The sequence below is a fragment of the Corticibacter populi genome, assembly GCF_004217315.1.
In the GTDB taxonomy this organism is placed as follows: Bacteria; Pseudomonadota; Gammaproteobacteria; order Burkholderiales; family Burkholderiaceae_C; genus Lampropedia; species Lampropedia populi.
The window spans coordinates 483,992-503,107 of the sequence record NZ_SGWR01000002.1; the positions used below are offsets into that span (position 1 = coordinate 483,992).

At 65.9% G+C, this 19,116-nt stretch carries 13 protein-coding genes, 1 tRNA gene and 1 pseudogene; 5 read left to right on the forward strand and 10 right to left on the reverse strand.

The genetic code is table 11. The features are described 5' to 3' along the window. Positions 1–179 precede the first annotated feature (179 nt). Positions 180–701, forward strand: coding sequence for a MarR family winged helix-turn-helix transcriptional regulator (locus EV687_RS08380; RefSeq protein WP_122232010.1), 522 nt, complete (start codon positions 180–182; stop codon positions 699–701). A 377-nt stretch (positions 702–1,078) separates the two neighbouring features. On the opposite strand, the gene EV687_RS08385 is transcribed toward EV687_RS08380, so the two are convergent. The 6 genes from EV687_RS08385 to EV687_RS08410 all read right to left on the reverse strand — a co-directional run bounded on the left by EV687_RS08385 (position 1,079) and on the right by EV687_RS08410 (position 11,006). Further along, positions 1,079–7,096 carry a hybrid sensor histidine kinase/response regulator gene (locus tag EV687_RS08385; RefSeq protein ID WP_122231720.1) on the reverse strand — a complete coding sequence of 2,006 codons (6,018 nt, stop codon included), beginning with the start codon at positions 7,094–7,096 and terminating at the stop codon, positions 1,079–1,081. Positions 7,097–7,204: 108 nt separating this feature from the next. Next, positions 7,205–9,373: a methyl-accepting chemotaxis protein gene (locus tag EV687_RS08390; protein WP_122231841.1), complete on the reverse strand. Its 2,169-nt coding sequence runs from the start codon at positions 9,371–9,373 to the stop codon at positions 7,205–7,207. A gap of 20 nt (positions 9,374–9,393) precedes the next feature. Then, entirely contained in the window at positions 9,394–9,960 is a 567-nt protein-coding gene (locus EV687_RS08395) for a chemotaxis protein CheW (RefSeq protein ID WP_122231842.1), read from the reverse strand. A 2-nt stretch (positions 9,961–9,962) separates the two neighbouring features. Further along, a complete protein-coding gene (locus tag EV687_RS08400; RefSeq protein WP_122231722.1) occupies positions 9,963–10,337 on the reverse strand; it encodes a response regulator in 375 nt (124 codons plus the stop codon). Positions 10,338–10,351: 14 nt separating this feature from the next. Further along, entirely contained in the window at positions 10,352–10,732 is a 381-nt protein-coding gene (locus EV687_RS08405) for a response regulator (RefSeq protein ID WP_122231725.1), read from the reverse strand. A 103-nt stretch (positions 10,733–10,835) separates the two neighbouring features. Continuing rightward, complete coding sequence (locus EV687_RS08410; protein WP_122231727.1) at positions 10,836–11,006, reverse strand: rubredoxin; 171 nt, start codon at positions 11,004–11,006, stop codon at positions 10,836–10,838. Between the two features lie 269 nt (positions 11,007–11,275). Between EV687_RS08410 and hemL the strand changes: the two genes are divergently transcribed. Continuing rightward, positions 11,276–12,574: a glutamate-1-semialdehyde 2,1-aminomutase gene (gene hemL, locus EV687_RS08415; RefSeq protein WP_122231729.1), complete on the forward strand. Its 1,299-nt coding sequence runs from the start codon at positions 11,276–11,278 to the stop codon at positions 12,572–12,574. Between the two features lie 189 nt (positions 12,575–12,763). On the opposite strand, the pseudogene EV687_RS08420 reads toward hemL, so the two are convergent. After that, positions 12,764–13,642, reverse strand: a pseudogene (locus EV687_RS08420) (ZIP family metal transporter); the annotation flags it as partial. 215 nt (positions 13,643–13,857) lie between these two features. Between EV687_RS08420 and EV687_RS08425 the strand changes: the two are divergent. Together EV687_RS08425 and EV687_RS08430 are read left to right on the forward strand one after the other, a co-directional pair. Then, positions 13,858–13,933, forward strand: a tRNA-Arg gene (locus EV687_RS08425). A 196-nt stretch (positions 13,934–14,129) separates the two neighbouring features. Continuing rightward, the gene (locus EV687_RS08430) at positions 14,130–15,590 is read left to right on the forward strand and encodes a DUF4139 domain-containing protein (RefSeq protein ID WP_207226415.1); all 1,461 of its coding nucleotides are present in this window, start codon (positions 14,130–14,132) and stop codon (positions 15,588–15,590) included. A 13-nt stretch (positions 15,591–15,603) separates the two neighbouring features. Here EV687_RS08430 and arsC read toward each other — a convergent pair whose 3' ends face one another. Both arsC and ppk2 read right to left on the reverse strand, forming a co-directional pair. After that, entirely contained in the window at positions 15,604–15,975 is a 372-nt protein-coding gene (arsC, locus tag EV687_RS08435) for an arsenate reductase (glutaredoxin) (RefSeq protein ID WP_122231844.1), read from the reverse strand. 96 nt (positions 15,976–16,071) lie between these two features. After that, the gene (gene ppk2 / locus EV687_RS08440) at positions 16,072–16,932 is read right to left on the reverse strand and encodes a polyphosphate kinase 2 (RefSeq protein ID WP_423201081.1); all 861 of its coding nucleotides are present in this window, start codon (positions 16,930–16,932) and stop codon (positions 16,072–16,074) included. Between the two features lie 257 nt (positions 16,933–17,189). Between ppk2 and ypfJ the strand changes: the two genes are divergently transcribed. Further along, positions 17,190–18,050, forward strand: a complete 861-nt coding sequence (gene ypfJ / locus EV687_RS08445) for a KPN_02809 family neutral zinc metallopeptidase (RefSeq protein WP_122231845.1) — start codon at positions 17,190–17,192, stop codon at positions 18,048–18,050. Between the two features lie 69 nt (positions 18,051–18,119). Here the strand turns inward: ypfJ and EV687_RS08450 are convergent, their stop codons facing one another. Beyond that, positions 18,120–19,031: an NUDIX hydrolase gene (locus EV687_RS08450; RefSeq protein ID WP_165392815.1), complete on the reverse strand. Its 912-nt coding sequence runs from the start codon at positions 19,029–19,031 to the stop codon at positions 18,120–18,122. Positions 19,032–19,116: the final 85 nt, after the last annotated feature.

Consider the following 19,116-nt stretch of genomic DNA (forward strand, 5'->3'; position numbering starts at 1 on the left):
TTGTCACTGAAGGGGTTGGACTGCAGCGGCTTGGCGAAGGATCCAGTCTGAATCGGCACTGCGTCTGTGGCCATGCGTCTGCGATAGGCGCTAGTTTACGGGGCAATACATTCGAAAAACACCGATTAATAGTCAGTTTGATTGACTTTATAGTCAAGGTTGTGGGTATGATGCGGCGCATGAAAGACATCGAGACCCACTGGGAAGAATCCGCCAGCATCAGCGGCGCCACACCGCCAGCCGATGCCTGGCGCCAGACCCACCTGGGGCGCCTGCTTGGCCACGCGCTGCGGCGCTTCGACGAGCGGGTGCTGCACCTGATGGCGCACGATGCGGAGGTGCCGCTGGCGCTCTCGAACCTGGCGGCACGCAACAAGATCAGCGCGGCGCACATCCACATCACGCGGCACCTGTCGCTGCGCGGTGACCGCATCACCACGCTGGCGCAACGCGCCGGCATGAGCAAGCAGGCCATGGCCACGCTGGTCGATCAATGCGAGGCCTGGGGACTGGTGCGGCGCGAGCCTGACCCAAGCGACGGACGCGCCAGCCGCGTGGTCTTCTCGGAAACGGGCCTGGCATGGCTGGCGGCGTTCGAGCGCGCCGTGCGGCAGGCCGAAGCCGAATTCGAGGCGGATGTGGATCCCCAAGTGGCGCTGGTGGTGCGCATCGGGCTGGAGAGCTACGCCAGCGGGTATTGAAGCAGCATCACCACCGAGCCGCGCAGCCCGCCCTTCCCTGGCTTCGCCCGCGCGCCCCCTTGGTGATTGATGACACGCCCGCCCTAGCCTTGCAACCTTTCAGGTTCTTAGAACCTGTTCACGATCTTTTCGTGGGCCACGTTGCCCCGGCAGGCGATGCGATGCAAGGCGCAAACTGCAGTCGGGCCGGTGGCCCGACGAGGATTTGTAACGCCGCAGCGCGCGCCTGCCGGGACAACCCGAAGGGCAGGAGGTCAAAAACGCACCGGGCGGCGTTGCCCGCCTTGCCCAGACGGCCGGTCTGGGCTGCGACGGGCGTCTTGCCCACTGCATTTTTGACCTCCCGCGTGACCCACGAAAAGATCGTGAACAGGTTCTTACGCCTGCGCTGTCGAGGTCTGCTCCGTGTACTGCCGCACCAGCGCCAGCAACTCGGCATCCGAATAGGGCTTGCCCAGGTAATGGTTGGCACCCAGTTCGTCGGCATGGTCGCGGTGCTTCTGGGCCGTGCGCGAGGTGATCATCACCACCGGCAGATGGGCCAGCGAGGCCTCGGAACGGATGTAGCGCAGCAACTCGAAGCCGTCCATCTGCGGCATCTCGATGTCCGAGAGCACCACGGCGGGCGTTTCTTCCTTGAGCCGTTCGATGGCCTGCAAGCCATCGGCCGCCAGCGCGACCCGATAGCCCTCGCGCTTGAGCAGGCGCTGGGTGACGCGGCGCACGGTGATCGAATCGTCCACCACCAGCACCAGCGGCAGGTGCGCGGCCGATGCGGCGCTGAACGCCAGCGGCTGCAGCAGGGCCGGCTGGGCCTCGGCGCCCTCCCCGGTTGCGCCGGCCGCGCCGTCCGCCTCGCGCGATTGGCCGAGATCCTGCAACGCATAGGCCTGCGCGCCGTACACATTGGCCAGCGCGATGAAGTTGTAGACCAGCAGCACCGCGCCCGAGGCCAGCACCGACATGCCGGCGAGACCGGGCAGGTGCGAGAGCTGCGGGCCGAGATTCTTGACCACCACTTCCTGGTTGCCCAGCACCTCGTCCACATGCAGCGCCACGACCTGCGAGGCACTGCGCACAATGACCACCGGCGTGTTCTTCTCGTCGTTGGGCTGCGGCCGGCTCGAATGCTGCAGCAGCGCACCCGACCAGTAGAACGGTGCGTCTACGCCATCGACCTCCAGCGTGCGCTGCGCGTAGCACTCGCCAACGGCGCCGGCATCGAGGTGCAGGATGTTGCTCACCAGATTGGCCGGAATGCCGAAGGAGAGCGCGCCGACACGCACCAGCAGCACCTGGGTGACGGCCGTGGTGAGCGGCATGACGAGGCGGAAGGCGCTGCCCTCGCCGGTCTTGGTGCTGGTCTCGATGCGGCCGCCCAGTGCGTTGATCTCGGTGCGCACCACGTCCATGCCGATACCGCGGCCGGCCAGGCCGGTGAGCTTGGAGGCGGTCGAGAAACCGGGCAGGAAGATCAGGTTGGCCAGATCCTCGTCCGAGAGGGTCTGTTCCGGCTGGAGCAGGCCGCGCTCGATGCCCTTGTGGCGGATCGCTTCCAGATCGAGGCCGGCGCCATCGTCGCGGAAGGTGACGGCAACGTCATTGCCCTCCTGCGCGACGCTGATGGTGATGTGGCCGACCTCGGGCTTGCGCAGGCGCTTGCGCTCCTTGGGCAACTCGATGCCGTGGCCGACGCAGTTGCGCAGCAGGTGCTCGAAACCGCCCATCATGCGGTCGAGCAGCAGGCGGTCCATTTCGATGCTGCCATTCTCGATGTCCAGCTCGACCTGCTTGCCCAGTTCCTCGGCGGCCTGGCGCACCAGCGCATGCAGGCGCTCGGAGACGCTGTCGAACTCCACCATGCGGGTGCGCAGCAGATCACGCTGCAGTTCGCGGCCCTTGCGCTCCTGCGCGACCAGGTCGTCCTCGGTGCCGATCATGGCCGCCTGCAGGGTGCGTTGCACGGTGGCCACGTCGTTGACGGTCTCGGCCATCATGCGGGTGAGTTCCTGCACGCGGGTGTAGCGGTCGAATTCGAGCGGATCGAAGTCCGAATGCTCCTTGCCCAGGCTCATGCGCGACTGCATCTGCGATTCGGCCTGCACTTCCAGCTCGCGCAATTGCTGGCGCAAGCGCTCGAGGTTGACGGTCATGTCGTCCAGCGAGGCATTGAGCTGCTTGAGGCGAGACTCGGCACGGCTGCGCGAAATCTGGATTTCGCCGGCCTGGTTGATCAGGCGATTGATCAGCTGGCTGCGCACGCGCACCGTCTGGCGGCTCTCGCGCGCGGTCTGCACCACCAGTGCGGTTGGCCCGGGCAACTCGCCGCGGTACTCCGCGCCCAGTTGCTCGGTCTGCATGGCATCGGAGCCATCGGGCACGGCATGCTCGCCGTCCGCAGGCACTGCTGCCGCAACGGCAGCGGCGACGCTGTCGGAAACCGCGTCACCCAACCCGCCGGTTGCCGCATCGGCAAGGGTGCTCGATTCGAACGCGGGCTCGGCCGGCTGGTCGAGCGTCTGGTTGACGCGCGCGCTCAGTGCATCGAACAGGCTTTGCAAGTCGTCATAGCGCTTGAGCGTGGCATGCACTTGCGCACCGTTGCCCGGCTTGGCCTCGATCGCTTCGATCTCGGATTCGAACTGGTGGGCCAGCTCGCCCATCTGGCGTGCACCGGCCAGCCGCGAACTGCCCTTGAGCGTGTGCAGCACGCGCAGTGCCTCGCTGCGCGCCTCGAACGAATCGGGTTGCTGGGACCATTGCCGCAACGCGCCGATCAGGCGCGGCAGCAAATCGGCGGCCTCTTCCTCGAAGATGGGGAAGAGGTCCAGATCGACTTCGTCGAACGGCACCGCCAGACGGGATTCACCGATCGCATCGGGGGCCTCGGCCGCCTCGGGCGGCAGGTCGTAGAACGCCGCGCGCCCTGCCGCGACCAGATCGCGGCTGGGCAGCGGCGCAGGCGGCTGGGGACGGGCCAGGCGCACCAGCGCCTCTTCCAGTGCCTGCAGGCGCTCCTGCATGGTCTGTGCAACCCGGCCATTGCCGGTACCGGCCACGATGCCATCGAGCACCGACTGCACTTCCTGCATGGAGTCCTGCAGGATGTCGAGATCGGGGTGCGCCTCCGTCAGCGGCATGTCGAGCAGGCGCAGCAGCACCGACTGGAAGTGCTGCACGAAGCGTGCAAAACCGGCATCGACGTCGAGCAGCGTGGCTGTCTCCACCAGTTCCTGCGCCGGCTGCGCGAGGCCCGCGGGCAGCACCGGGTCGCCGCTGAAGGACCAGCGCAGCAGTTCGGCCTCGATGTCCTGCGAGAGCTGCAGCGCCTGCAGCAGATGCTGCTCGCGCTCGGGGGCCTGCGCCACCAGCGCGGCTTCCGCGGCAGTGTCGATGACGGCCACATCGACCACCGAATCATCCTCGGACGATTCCGCTGCCACAGCGCCCTCCTCCAGCGTCTCGGACGCTGGCGGTGCATCGGCATCGCCGGGCTCGACCACCTCGGCAGTCACTTCCTCGACCGCTCCCTGCTCCTCCGGGGCATCGGCTGCTTGCTGCGGCGCGGCCTCTTCGGCCTCACCGCCATCCTCCACGACCTCGGTCAACAAGGCCGGCTCACTCGGCGGCGGCACCAGCGGCGGCAGATCGCCGAGCGCATCGAGATCGGCCTGCAATTGGGCGTCATCGCCAAACGCCACGGCCGGTGGCGTTGCGGCCTGTTCTGCGCCGCCCCCCTCGGGCAGGCGACCGAGACCGGACTGGAGTTCCGTGGCCTTGAACGGGATGTTCCAGCGCTCGGCGTTCTCCGGCGACTCGGAAATCTGGTTATCCAGTTCGTGCAGGAAGCTGTCGAGCACGGTGGCATCGTCGAAATCGGTGGCCGGCACGTCTTGCGAAGACACCGTGGTGTCCTGCGCTGCTTCCTGCGGCACAGGCAGCTGCGCCGGCGCCTCGTCGGAAAGATCGGCGGGTTCGAGCGGGATGTAGCGCCCTTGCAGGCGCATCGCGTCGGCCGAGCGCTGGAAGGCTTTGGCGGACCAGTGCGCATGATCACGCAGATGGATGTCGGTGACCCAGCCGTCCATCGCGATCAGCGCCTTGCCGCACAGAGCCAGGATGTTCGCATCGAATGGCTTTTGCTCGGCCAGCCAGGCGTTGAGCAACTGCTCCATGGCCCAGGCCGCTTCGCCAAAGACGTCCAGCCCGACCATGCGCGAGCTGCCCTTGAGGGTATGGAAAGCCCGGCGCAGCGTGGTCTGCTGCGCCATGTCGCCCGGCGCCGCCTCCAGTTGCTCGATCGCCTCGCGGCCGCTGTCGATGACGCTTTGCGCCTCTTCCAGGAAGATGTCGAGCAGGTCGCCATCGTCCTCGTCATCTGCCGCGGCGGTGGCGGCAACCGGCGCCGCCAGCGGTGCGGCAACCGTCTCGAACTGGGCCAACTCGGTGGCAGGCGCTTCGGCGGGTACCGGTGCAGGCGCAGCAGGTGCCGAGGGCACGGCGGCAGGAGTCGCCGCGTCCGCACCGGAGCTCGACGCCTGCGGCAACGCCGCCGCTTCGGTCGCCGGGGCTTCCTGCACGGCATCGAAAATATCGCGACCACCGATCTGGTAGGCCTTCAGACGCCCCATCAGTGGCTTGAGCAGAGCCTTGTCAGCGTCATAGACGAACAGTTCCTTGGCCAGGGCCGGCTGGTAGGCCAGCATGTCCACTTGCAGGCCCAGCGCGCCCAGGTTGCTGCCGATGCGCTCGAAGCGCGGATCGTCGGCGGACAGGGGCTCGGCCCCTTCCTGGGCATGGTGGTCCAGGAAGGCCTCGATATCGTGCCCGATCTGCTGCAAGGCCCGGATCGCGGCATCGAGCCCCAGCACCGACAGCACCCCCTTGATGCGCCCGAGCATGCCCGGGACGTTCTTGAGCTGCTCGGCATTGGCGGGGTTGCGGAAGAACTGGTCGATGCTGTTCTCGGCTTCGCTCAGGCTCAGGCGCAACTCGCCCACCACATTGCCCATGGCGGCGGCATCGCTAGCGCGGCTGTAGAGGTCCTCCATCCAGGCGGCGATCGGCTCGGCCTGGCCGGTCTCGGCCACCTTGCGCAGGCGCTGCGAGAGTTCCTGCATGCGCTCGGGCGAATGGGCGGCGCGCACATGCATGTCGCCCAGCATGGCCTGCAGATACAGTACCGTGGTGGCCACCTCCATCGCCAGTTCGGCCGATGGCAGCGTCTGGTGCTGCGCCAGGGCGCCGACCACGGCATTGAGTTCCTCGACCAGTTGCGCGGTCTCCGGCACCTGCGCCAGCAAGGCCTGGCCCAGTGCCGCGAATTGCTGTGCCATCGGCTGCAGCCGGGCTTCGTCACCCTCGGTGATCTTGGCCCAGCCATCGGCGACAGTCTTGAGCTGGTCGAGCAGCCGCTCCTTCTCGAATGGATCGATCAGGCTGAACGGGTTGTGCTCGTAGTCCAGCGGCTCGAAGGCTTCGAGGCCAAACGCCGCGCGCACGGCACGCAGCACCGGCGCGGCCACCGCCCTGGGCGGGCGCGCCTGCGCGCAGAAGAACAGCAGATCCTGCATCCAGCGCGCCGTGACCATGGCATCGCCCTGGATCAGCGATGCGTACTGCACGAGCACGCGGGTGGCGGCACGCTTGACATAGACGTCGTTCGGGATCAACTCCAGCGCCAGGCCCTCGAAGAAGCCGGCGGCCACCTTCCAGAAGGTGCGCTCGCGGAAATCCGCGGTGCCAGCGGCAAGCCCCAGGCAGAGCTTGATCAGGTCTTTCTCGGCCCGCACGCTGCCGGCCCCCTGTACGGTGCGCAAAATGGCCTGGTCGAGCGCCAGACGAACGCGATCGCTCGGCTCGATGGCCTTGACGGGCATGGTCAACTGGGGCTCGGAGAGCTCGCCCTCGAGATGCCACAGGTCGGCCGGGCTGACCGGCTGCGCACTGCCGGTCAACGCATGCACGTCACGGTAGGCGGGAAACAGCAGCACCGGCGAGATGCTGGCATCGTGCAGCAGGTTCTCGAGGTATTCGCCCACCGCGATGCCAGCCTGGGTCAGCACCTGGACCGCCTGCGAATCGCACTGCGCGGGGTGCTGGGCCAGATGGGCCACGGCGGTCTCGGCCTGGCGCAGCACGAAGGCGGGGATGAAGGCCCCGACCATCTCCAGCGCGCCGCAGGCCTGGTGGATGTGCTGCCTGGCCTGCTGCAGCTGGGCAGCCTCGTCGGCCAGGGCCTCGACCGGCCGGCTCTCGCTCTCGGCATGGCTGACAAAGGTCTGCAGAATGCCGACGGCCTGCCGGTATGACTGACGCATTTCACCGAGCACCCAAGCCAGCGGCCCCAGATCCTGCTCCATCAAACTGCGGTCATTGCGGACGGTGTTGTTCATAGGTCTTCACGGCCAGGGCCGGTTATGGTCGGGCGGACGGCCCAATCGATGGACAAATGCGCCAGTGCCTGCCGGCCTGGCGCATCCAGTCGTTGGGATCCGACGTCATTACTGAATCTTGAATCGGGCGATCGACTGGCGCAATTCCTGCGCGATGTGCGAGAGCTCGCGCACCTGCTGGGCGGTCGAGCGCGTGCCATCGCTGGTCTGCTCGGTCACGGCGAAGATGTGCTGGATGTTCTCCGCCACATTATTGGCCAGCCCCGCCTCCTTCAATGCGGTCTGGGAAATCTGCTCGACCAGCTCCGAGAGCTGGCGCGAAACCTGGTCGATCTCCGAGAGCGCCACACCGGCGCGGTCGGCCAGGCTGGCCCCTTCGACCACACCCTGCGTGGAGCGCTCCATGGCCGCCACCGCATCCTGCATGTCGGTCTGAATTGTGCGGATCAGCTCGGCAATCTGGCGCGTCGCATCGGCCGAGCGTTCGGCCAGGCGCTGCACTTCCTCGGCCACCACCGAGAAACCACGGCCCGCCTCGCCCGCCGAAGCGGCCTGGATCGCGGCATTGAGCGCCAGCACGTTGGTCTGCTCGGTAATGTCCGAGATCAGTTCGGTGATCTCACCAATTTCCTGTGACGACTCGCCCAGGCGCTTGATACGCTTGGAGGATTCCTGGATCTGCATGCGAATGGCGTTCATGCCGCCGATCGAGTCCTGCACGGCGCGCAGGCCCGACTCTGCGGCCTGGCGCGACTGGCGCGCCACCGAGGCCGAGCCCTGCGCCTTGCCCGAGATGTCGTTGATGCGCTGGGCCATCTCCAGAATCGCGCGGCCGGTCTCCTTGATCTCGCGCAGCTGCTCGGTGGACGTGGCCAGCAGTTCGGTGGACGTCGCATCCACCTGCAGCGTGGTGCCGGTCACCTTGTTGGCCGTCTCCTGCACGCTGGCCACCAACTGGCGCAGCTCTTCGATGGTGTAGTTGACCGAGTCGGCAATGGCGCCGGTGATGTCCTCGGTCACGGTCGCCTCCTGCGTCAGATCGCCTTCGGCGATCAGCAGCAGTTCGTTCATCAGCCGCAGAATGGCGGCCTGGTTGGCATCATTGAGGCGCTTGGCGTCCTGCTCCCGGTCGTAGGTGGCCTGGAACATCTGCTCGGCCTGCCTGAAGCGGTTCTGCCCCTGCCGGATATAGGCCTGCGCCATCAGCCAGCCAGCCAGCGCCATCAGCAGCACGCCGGCGACGATCAACAGCGCCTGCCACCATTGCCAGCCGGTCATCGGAGCCAGTTCGTCCTCGATGGCCTGCAGGGACTCGGCCAGCCCGCTGCTGTTGTAGATCAGGCTGAGCAACGCTTCGCGCGCCTTCTGCAACTGCGGCAGGTCGTCCAGCATCACGCCAATGGTGCCGTCGGCATCGCCCAGGCGGTTGCCCAGGCTCTGCAGGATGTCCTGCAGATCGGCATCGGCCGTGCGGAACTGCTGCTGGCGCACCGTCTCCTGCGCCGATGCCAGATCCTGGCGCAGCGCCGCGAAGGCGTCCAGGTCGATGCTCGTCATGTCCTTGAGGCCATGCGCCATGCCGCCCAGGGCACGCAGCTGCAAGAACAGTTGCTGCAAGCTGGCCGCGCTTTGCTGGGAGGCGGCCAGTTCCTGCTGCAGCTCGTCCGCCAAACCGGCAATCGTGTCCAGCCCGTTGTTGCGGTCGATCAGCACGCCGCGCGTCTGCGCCAGGCTGGCTGCCGCCTCGCGCAGTTGCGCGGCGCTGGCCAAGGTCACATCGCCCTGCCCGGCCTGCTGCAGCCCTTCGATGTCATCGGCCAGCGCATTGGCGGCGTCAAGGGCCTGCTGCAGTTGCTGCGAAGACAGATTGCCGGAAAACACCAGCGATGCGACCGCATCGAGCCGCTGCACCTCGGCACTGGCCTGGATGCTGAGCTGGTACTGCTTCACCGCCCGCTGCGACTGCCACAAGCCCAGCAACAGACCGACGAGAAATAGCACCACGCCAAGCAACAGCAGGGGCCAGAGGCGGCCCACCTGCCGCCGCAGTGATGCGCTACCCAGCAGCGGCAGGCTCACCACCCCGGGATCAACCACCGACGTCCCGCCGGCAGCGCCATCCTCCGCGGCCAGTTTCAGGCCGGCATCTGCGGCACTGGCATCGTCCGGGGAATCCTGCGCAAGATCCGCCGGGTGCTGGATGGTCGCGGCGGTGTCCGCATCGGCCGGTTCATCTGCGGTGGTGCCGTCATTGAAACGGGCGTTCATGTTCGTCATGGTGCGATCCATCATGAAAATCAAAGCCGAATGGAAAGAAAGCGCGAATCCTGAGACAGGCTCTGCAGATTGAGTTCCCGCCAGATTCGTCCGGCCGTGTCGCGGTAGGCATTGCCCAGGAAAGGCTGCTGGTCCGAATCCGCAGGCGCAGGCGCATATGCCGTGGAGAAATCATTCACGCTCTTGAGACCGGCAACGCGGTCGATGAGCAGGGCCACGTTGATCTCCAGCACCGGATTGAAGGTCAGGAGCTTGCATTCGGCCAGGGACTGCTCGGTGCGGCGGGAAGCGGCATCTCCGATGAACAGGCCCAGATCGACCACGCCCGTGAGCTCGCCCCGCAGGTTGGCGGCCCCCAGGAACCAGGGCTGCACATAGGGAACCGGGTGCGGCATCTGCCAGGGGAACAGCTCGGAAGCGTGGTTGAGCGGCACCAGGCAGGAGCGGGCGCCAATTTCCACAGCCAGCCAGGAAGGCAGGGCCTGCTCCCCCTGGCTGGCCTGCCTGATGCGCTTGGCCAGGCGCTCCTGCAACGCCTGGTCATTGGTCTGCGCGATATCCTCAGTGCGTGCCGTGTTGCTGGACATGATCAACCCTGCTGCTGCAGGCCAGCGATGGCGACATCAAGCTCCTGTGGATCGACCGGCTTGACCAGATAGCCGCGCGCGCCCTGGCGCAGACCCCAGACCTTGTCGGTGGCCTGCCCCTTGCTGGTGCAGATGATGATGGGAATCTCGGCGTACTGCGGATCCTTGGTGATCGCGCGGGTGAGCTGGAAGCCATTCTTGCCGGGCATCACCACGTCCATCAGGATCAGGTCCGGCCGCTCGGCGGCCAGGCACTGGTAGGCCTCGTCCGCGTTGCTGGCGGTACGCACCTGGATACCCTTCTTCTGCAGCATGCCGGCCAGGTAGGCCTGCTCGGTCCTGGAGTCGTCCACCACCAGCACTTTCTGAATCGTCATTGCGTCACTCTCCTTCAGGCTGCGGGGCAGAATTCATGCACCGCCCTGAGCAATTGGTCTTTGGTAAAGGGTTTGGTCAAATAATCTTCGCTGCCGACCATGCGGCCCCGGGCCTTGTCGAAAAAGCCGTCCTTGGACGAAAGCATGATCACCGGGGTGTCGGAGAAGCGGGGGTTGCGCTTGATGATGGCACAGGTCTGATAGCCGTCGAGCTTGGGCATCAGGATGTCGCAGAAGATGAGGTTCGGCTCGTAGTCGTTGATCTTCGAGAGGGCATCGAAGCCATCCTCGGCCAGCAACACCTCGTAGCCACCTTGTTTCAGGAAGATCTCGGCGCTGCGGCGAATCGTGTTGCTGTCATCGACCACCAGCACCTTGATAGTTGGTTCACCCATATCTGTTCATACCTCAAGACATCGTGTCTGGCCAAGGGAACTGGCGCTGGCGCCAGGCCGCTGCAAACGGGCATACCGGCCGCAGCGCACCGGCGCCTTCACATCAAATCTCCACCATCTCGAAATCGTCCTTGCGGGCGCCGCACTCCGGACAGGTCCGGTTCAGTGGCACATCATCCCAGCGCGAACCGGGCGCGATGCCGTGTTCGGGTGCGCCGGCCGCCTCCTCATAGACCCAGCCACACGTCAGGCACATCCAGGTTCTGGGATCCATCGGGACTTTGTCAGACAATTTCAAGCCAGCGGCAATTGTATCGAGTTGTAGTGGCAATACTGCATCCAAAACACCACGAATGGATCCGAATTTCAACCAAATGTTGCGCATTTAATCCAGATCAAAGCCCAAGTCTGCCGAAACCGTGCAGTGGAGCGACCAACAGGACCCAGGGCAAGGTCGTCACGCCAGATGCTGCCCCAGTTGAGCCACCGATTTGGGCTATGGTTACGCCTTCAACCGCATCTTCGTCACAGGAATCAGACACCATGGATCGCAACCAGGAATTGTTTGCCAGGGCCCAGCAAAGCATCCCCGGCGGGGTCAACTCCCCCGTGCGGGCCTTCAAGGCCGTGGGAGGCACGCCGGCCTTCATCGAAAAAGCGCAAGGCGCCTATCTGTGGGATGCCAATGGCCAGCGCTACATCGACTATATCGGCTCCTGGGGCCCGATGATCCTCGGCCATGGCCACCCCGAGGTGCTGGCGGCGGTCGAGCGCGCCGCTCGGGAAGGACTCTCGTTTGGCGCCCCCACCGAGCGCGAGATCGAACTGGCCGAGGAAATCCTCAAACTGGTGCCATCGATGGAGATGGTGCGGCTGGTCAACTCCGGCACCGAGGCCAGCATGAGCGCCATCCGCCTGGCGCGCGGCGCCACCGGCCGCAAGAAGATCGTCAAGTTCGAAGGCTGCTACCACGGCCATGCCGATGCCCTGCTGGTCAAGGCCGGCTCGGGCCTGGCCACCTTCGGGCACGCCACCAGCGCCGGCGTGCCCGAGGAAGTCGTGCAGGACACGCTGGTGCTCGAATACAACAACCCCGCACAGCTCGAAGAGGCATTTGCCCGGCACGGCAGCGAAATCGCCTGTGTGATCATGGAGCCGATCGCCGGCAACATGAACTTCGTGCGCGCCAGCATTCCCTTCATGCGTGCCGCGCGCCAGCTCTGCAGCCAGTCCGGCGCACTGCTGATCATCGACGAGGTCATGACCGGCTTTCGCGTCGCCCTTGGCGGCGCGCAAAGCTTGTACGCCCAGGCCATCGCCGGCTTCGCGCCGGACCTGACGGTGCTGGGCAAGGTCATTGGCGGCGGCATGCCACTGGCCGCCTTCGGCGGGCCGCGTCATGTGATGGAGCAACTGGCCCCGCAAGGGCCGGTCTATCAGGCCGGCACCCTCTCGGGCAACCCGGTCGCCACCGCCTGCGGGCTGGCCACGCTGCGGCTGATCCAGGCCCCCGAATTCCACGCCCGGCTGGCCGAACGCACCCGGCAACTGGTCGAAGGCCTGCGCCAGGCCGCCGCGGACGCCGGCATTACGCTGAGCGTGGACAGCGAAGGCGGGCTTTTCGGCTTCTTCCTGCTGCCCGAACTGCCACAAAACTATGCCGAGGTCATGCGCAGCGATTCGGCCCGTTTCAACCAGCTGTTCCATGGCCTGCTGCGCCGCGGCGTGTACCTGGCTCCGGCACTGTATGAAGCCGGCTTCGTCAGCGCCGCGCACACCGAGCAGGACATTGCCGCCACCATTGCGGCCGCCCGCGACGCCTTTGCCGACATGGCGGCCTGAGAACCCAGCCCCGAACCAGCAGCCCGCCCTCGGGGCCGGCCATCAAGGCTGCCCGGCAGGGCGAGGCAATGGGCGCAAGTTGTCGATGTGCAGCGGATGCTGCCTGCCAAAGCCCGGCGGAGACGACAAAGCCTCCTCTTCGGCCGAATGCACGTGTTCATGCACATGCGCATCGGCAGCGCCATGCGGGTGGGCATGTTCATGCTGCAACGCATGGCTGACCACGCCGACCAGCAGCATCCCCGCCAGCAGCCAAGCCACCTGCACCAGCGCCTGGCGCGCGCCAAGCTGCATCTGCAGTTGCGGAATCAGATCAGCCAGCGCCACATAGATGAAGCTGCTCGACGCCACCACCAGAAAGAACGGCAGCCAGCGTTCGCTGAGCTGCCCCAGCAGCAAGTAGCCTGCCAGCCCGCCGAGCATCGTCACCGAGCCGGCCACCGATACCTTGAGCAGCGCCGCTGAGCGCCGCTCGCTGTGGCGTCCTCGCACCGTCTCGGCCAGCACGATCAGATCCCCGATGTGATGCGGCACCTCATGCGCCAACACCGACAGCGCCGTCAGCAAACCAATGCGCCAATCGACGATGAAGGCCGAGGCAATCAGTACACCATCGCCGAAGCAATGCACGCTATCGCCCGCCAGAATGGTCCACCCCCCGATGGGCGCACGGTGCCCGTGGGCATGGACATGCGGGGTATGCGCATGGGAATGGCCATGCGCCTGCGCGGCACCGGCATGCACATGGTCGGCATGGTCGATGGCCACCGATTCGGCATGTTCATGGCCATGATGCCAGAGCTCGGCCTTGTCCAGCAGGAAGAACACCACCAGGCCAATCAACAGCGCCATGAACAGCGTGTGCTTGCTGATGCTGCTCTCCATGGCTTCGGGCAGCAGATGCACAAAGGCGGTGGCCAGCAACGCGCCCGCCGCAAAACTCAGCAAGTGATGGCCCTGAAGGCGCGAACTGGCCCCGCCCACGCCAAAGCGGATCAGGCTGGCGGCCAGCCACACGCTGCCGACACCAGCCACCAACGTGGCCAGCAAGATGTAGAAAAAGGTCATGTACCGTGTCAGGCAGCGCGTGTCTGTGATCGATTCAAGGATCCATCCAGGCAGACAGGCAGCCATTCATTTTTATCAATAATAGACACTCATTATATGAAGCGCCCGCGCACATTGCTGGCGGGCAGTGCTTCTCATGCGATAATGCACGCTTGCCTTCGCACGGCCACAAGCGTTGGCAAAATCTCAAGATGCCTTGCGCATCGTCCCTCTCAGCGGCTGTAGCTCAGTGGATAGAGTATTGGCCTCCGAAGCCAAGGGTCGTAGGTTCGATTCCTACCAGCCGCGCCACATCCCCCATTCAATCAACGACTTGACCACTGCGGAGACCGGCAGTGTTGTGCGCGTGTGGGCTTTTTTTGCATGCCTGGTGCGGCAGGATTGCCCCACGCGGAGCGAAACAAATCGTTGCAAACTGCTCGACCCGATCGGCTGCCGCGCTGCGTACAAATACCATCATTGACCGCCAAACCGAGGAGCGACTTTCATGGTACACATGCCTTCCCATTTCAAGTTTGTCCGCAGCCACCAGGCCTTGCTGGCGCTGATGGCCGTTGCCGGCGCCGCCGGCGCCGCGCCGGTGCAGGAGAAAGTCAGCGACGCGGGCAGCCGCCAGGCGCTGGCCGTGACGATTTACAACGAGTCGCTGGCGCTGATCCGGGAGGAACGTCAGCTGCCACTGGACAAGGGCCTCAATCGCATCGCGCTGCGCGAGGTGTCGGGGCAAATCATGCCCCAGACGGCCAGTTTGCGCAGCCTCTCGGGTGATCCGCTGCAGTTGCTGGAGCAGAACTTCGACTTCGACCTGCTGGGCAGCCACGCGCTGCTCGACAAGTACGTCGGCCGCACCGTGACGGTGATCCGCACCCATCCTGCCACCGGCAAAGAAACGCGCGAGCCGGCCACCGTGCTGGCCAACAACGACGGCGTGGTGCTGCAGTATGCGGACCGCCTCGAAACCGGGCTGCCCGCCGATGCCCGCATCTCTTTCGATGAAGTGCCGCCGAACCTGCGCGACCGCCCGACGCTGGTGGTCGAACTCGAGGCCGGCCGCGGCGGCACGCAGGCGGTGGACCTCTCCTATCTGACCGGCGGCCTGTCCTGGCAGGCCGACTATGTCGCCACGCTGGCTTCGGACGAAAGCAGCCTGGATCTGGCCGGCTGGGTCACCCTCACCAACCAGAGCGGCACCGCCTATGAGAACGCCGCGCTGCAGTTGGTGGCCGGCGATGTCGGCCGCGCGCCGCAGGCCCACGACATGGTGAAGCTCGCCGCCCGCATGGAAATGATGCCGGCACCGGCCGCCGCCGTGCAGCAGGAGGCGCTGTTCGAGTACCACCTCTACACGCTGCCGCGCCCGACCACGCTGCGCAACAACCAGACCAAGCAGGTGGCGCTGCTATCGGCGCAATCGGTGCCGGTGCGCAAGGAATACCGCCTGCAGGGCCAGGCCAGCTGGTACGGCCGCGCCCGCGGCGACAGCCCCGAGCTGGGCGACAAGCGCAAGGTGGACGTTTTCGTCGAGTTCGACAACAAGGAAGCGGCGGGCCTGGGCATGCCGCTACCCAAGGGCATCGTGCGCGTCTACAAGGCCGACAGCCAGAAACGGGCGCTGTTCATTGGAGAGGACCGCATCGACCACACCGCCAAGAACGAGGTCGTTCGGCTCAAGCTGGGGAGCGCCTTCGACCTGAACGGCACCTGGAAGCATCTGGGCACCAAAGTGCTTGCGGACAACCTCTACGAAATGGCCTTCCGCATCGAGCTGCGCAACGCCAAGGACGTACCGGCCACCATCACGGTGGTCGAGCCGATCCCGGGCGACTGGACCATGCTCGAGGAGAGCATCGCCCACAGCAAGCCCACGGGCGGCTTGGCGCAGTGGCAGGTGCCGGTGCCGGCCAATGGCAACGCGGTGCTGAACTACAAGGTGCGGATCCGGTACTGATCAGCCTGCGGCTTCAGGCCATAATCTCCAGCGCCTTCTCGACCGGTCGCGCCAGCCGCGTACCCTGCGCGGTGGTCACGAACGGCCGATTCAGCAGCACGGGGTGCGCGGCCATCGCATCGAGCAGCGCGGCATCATCGGCATCGGCCAGGCCCAGCTCCTGATAAAGGGGTTCCTTGCTGCGCACGGCCTCGCGCACGCTCAGGCCGGCGGCCTCGATCAGCGCGGCGATCTGCGCGCGCGCCAGCGGCGTCTTGAGGTACTCGACGATGGTCGGCTGATAGCCATGTTCGCGCAGCAGTTCCAGCGTCTTGCGCGAGGTGCTGCAACGGCTGTTGTGGTAGATGGTGGCCGCGTGGGCGGCCTTGGCGGGAGAAGCTGGCATGGTCGGGGCGCCAGGCGGGCGCATGATCAATGGGTTGCGCGAAGAATCGCGAAAGCGCCATTGTGACGCGCCCCGCCGCGCCGGCCTCGCCAAGCGTCAGTAGATGTGCGGAACCTTCATGCTCTCGGGCACGGGGTGGCGAATATAATCGTCATGGTGCACGCGCGGCGGCAGCACGACCGGCTGGTGCGGCACCTCGTCATAGGGAATCCGGCTGAGGAAGTGGGCCATGCAGTTGAGGCGTGCGCGCTTCTTGTCGTCCCCCTCGACCACCCACCACGGGCTGTCGGCGGTGTGCGTGCGCTCGAACATGACTTCCTTGGCGCGGGTGTAATCCTCCCAGCGGCGGCGCGACTCCAGGTCCATTGGCGAGAGCTTCCACTGCTTGAGCGGGTCATGGATGCGCATCAGAAAGCGCTTGTTCTGTTCCTCGTCGGAGATCGAGAACCAGTACTTGATGAGAATGGTGCCCGAGCGGATCAGCATGCGCTCGAACTCGACCACGCTGCGGAAGAACTCCTCGTACTCGTCGTCGGTGCAAAAACCCATCACCTTCTCGACCCCGGCGCGGTTGTACCAGCTGCGATCGAACAGCACGATCTCGCCACCGGCAGGCAGGTGCGAGGCATAGCGCTGAAAGTACCACTGCGTGCGCTCACGCTCGTTGGGCGCCGGCAGCGCGGCGACGCGGCATACGCGCGGGTTCAGGCGCTGCGTGATGCGCTTGATGGCACCGCCCTTGCCGGCCGAGTCGCGGCCCTCGAACAGCACCACCACCTTGAGCTTCTGGTGCACCACCCAGTCCTGCAGCTTGACCAGTTCGCCCTGCAGGCGCAGCAGTTCGCTGAAGTAGCGCGCCCGTGGCAGGTCGGTGCCGTCGTCCGGGCCTGCATCCACCAGCGCATCGAGCCGCCGGTCGTCCATCTCCAGTTCCAGCTCTTCATCCAGGTCATCCATGATGTCCGCCTGGAATTGCTGAATCTGCGTCGTCAGGTTCTCTTCGCCTGGGAAATGGCCTTTGTCCATGCTGGTTCTGCCTCTGTTGCCGTGGTTGCATCGCTGCCCGAAGTGCCGCAGCGTATGCCGAAATCATGACAGATTCATGACGCAAGAAGCGTGCGCACGCGCTGCAGTCATGTGGCCACCGATGCCGGGACGGCCGATTGGCCGTACACTTTGCGGCCATACATCAGCAGGGTTCGCAGGAGAAGCACATGCGTTGGGAAGGCAACCGGCAATCGCGCAACGTGGAAGACCGCCGATCCGGTAGCGGTGGCCTGGGCGGGCGCAGCCTGGGCATCGGCTCGATCGTCATCGCGCTCGTGGCCGGGTGGATCTTCGGCATCAATCCGATGACCATCCTCGGCTTCATGGAAAGCGCCACGCCGCCTGCCACCCAGCAGCAAAGCACTGTCACCACCGATCCGCTGGACGACCGCATGGGCCAGTTCGTCTCGACCGTGCTGGCCGATACCGAGGACGTCTGGAGCGACATCTTCCGCCAGGCCGGCGCTACCTACCAGGAGCCACGCCTGGTGCTGTTTCGCGATGCCACGCCCACGAGTTGCGGCACCGGCCAGGCCGCCATGGGACCGTTTTACTGCCCGGCCGATGGCACCGTCTACATCGACCTGAGCTTCTACGAGGAGCTGAAGAACCGTCTGGGCGCACCGGGCGAGTTTGCCCAGGCCTATGTGATCGCCCATGAGGTGGGCCACCACATCCAGCGCCTGATGGGCACCACGCAAAAGCTCGACAGCCTGCGCAGCCGCATCAGCCAGGCCGAGTACAACCAGCTGAGCGTGCGCCTGGAACTGCAGGCCGACTGCTACGCCGGCGTATGGGGACACCACGCCGACCGCCAGCGCCAGATCCTCGAAAACGGCGACATCGAGGCCGCCATGAACGCGGCCGCCAGAATCGGCGATGACGCGCTGCAGCGCTCGGCCGGCCAGGTGGTGCGTCCCGAGAGCTTCACCCATGGCACAAGCGCGCAGCGCCAGCGCTGGTTCCAGCGTGGCCTGAGCAGCGGCGACATGGGCGCCTGCGACACCTTCGCCACCCAGGCGTTGTGAATTGAAGGGGCTTGAAGGGGCAAATGGGCCTCAGCACACCGACTGCGCACTGAGCACTGAAGCGGCCCGTCACCCGTCCAGCAACGTCTCCCACCCCCCCGGCGGCACGAAACGGCCATCCCGCAGCACCAGCCGGGTGGGCCCGGGCATGGCCGCCACCGGCTGCGGATGCAATGCATCGCCCGGGAAGCACACCATGCGTTCGCCCTCATGCTGCAGGCTGACGGGGGCAACCAGATGAGGCGCCTGCTCACGTGCATGCTGCTGCAGGTTCTGCAGACTGGCAAAGCGGGCCAGGTGCGCCAGCGTCATGATCTGCGGCGGCGCCAGCGCCACCTCGCCCGCCACATACTGCTGCAGCAAAGCGGCCGGCGAGGCCCACACCAGACGCTGGGCCTCCTGGCCATCGGCCCGGGCTTGCTGCCCCTCGGGCATCAGCGCCAGAAAGAACCAGGTGTCGAAGCGCTTGACGCTCATGTTGGGGGACAGCGGCGTGATCCAGCGCGAAAACGGCTCCATGCCCTGCACACTGGTGTGCAGTTGCCATTGCGCGCAGATCTGGCACCAGTCACCACCGCTGGCGAGTTGCCGGCGCAACAGCGGCAACAGTGCCGGCTGGTTCGGGCGCGATTGGGACGGCTGGAATGATTGGGCCGGGCGAGGCGCATCGGGCTCCAACCACAGCAGCCCGGCCTCTTCCGCCGTCTCGCGCAGCGCCGCGCCATACAAGGCGGCCATCGCCTCGCGTGTCAGGCCGTGCCCGGCCAGACGCGGCGCCAGGGCCTGCCAATGCCGGTCGAAGCCGCTGGCAGCGGCAATCGCGGCATCACCCGCTTCCACCTTGCCGCCGGGAAACACCAGCGCCCCGGGGAAGTTGCTGGCGCTGGCGTGCCGCTCCATCAACAGCACCTGCAGCGTGCCATGCGCTGAGGCAGGCACTTCACGCACGATGATCAGGCTGGCGGCAGGGTTGGCAGGCAAGGAGGAGTTGCTGGGCATGGGTCGCAGGCAGGACGCCGATTGACGGGGTGGATCACTATGATCGCCGGGCCGGCCACAGACCTGT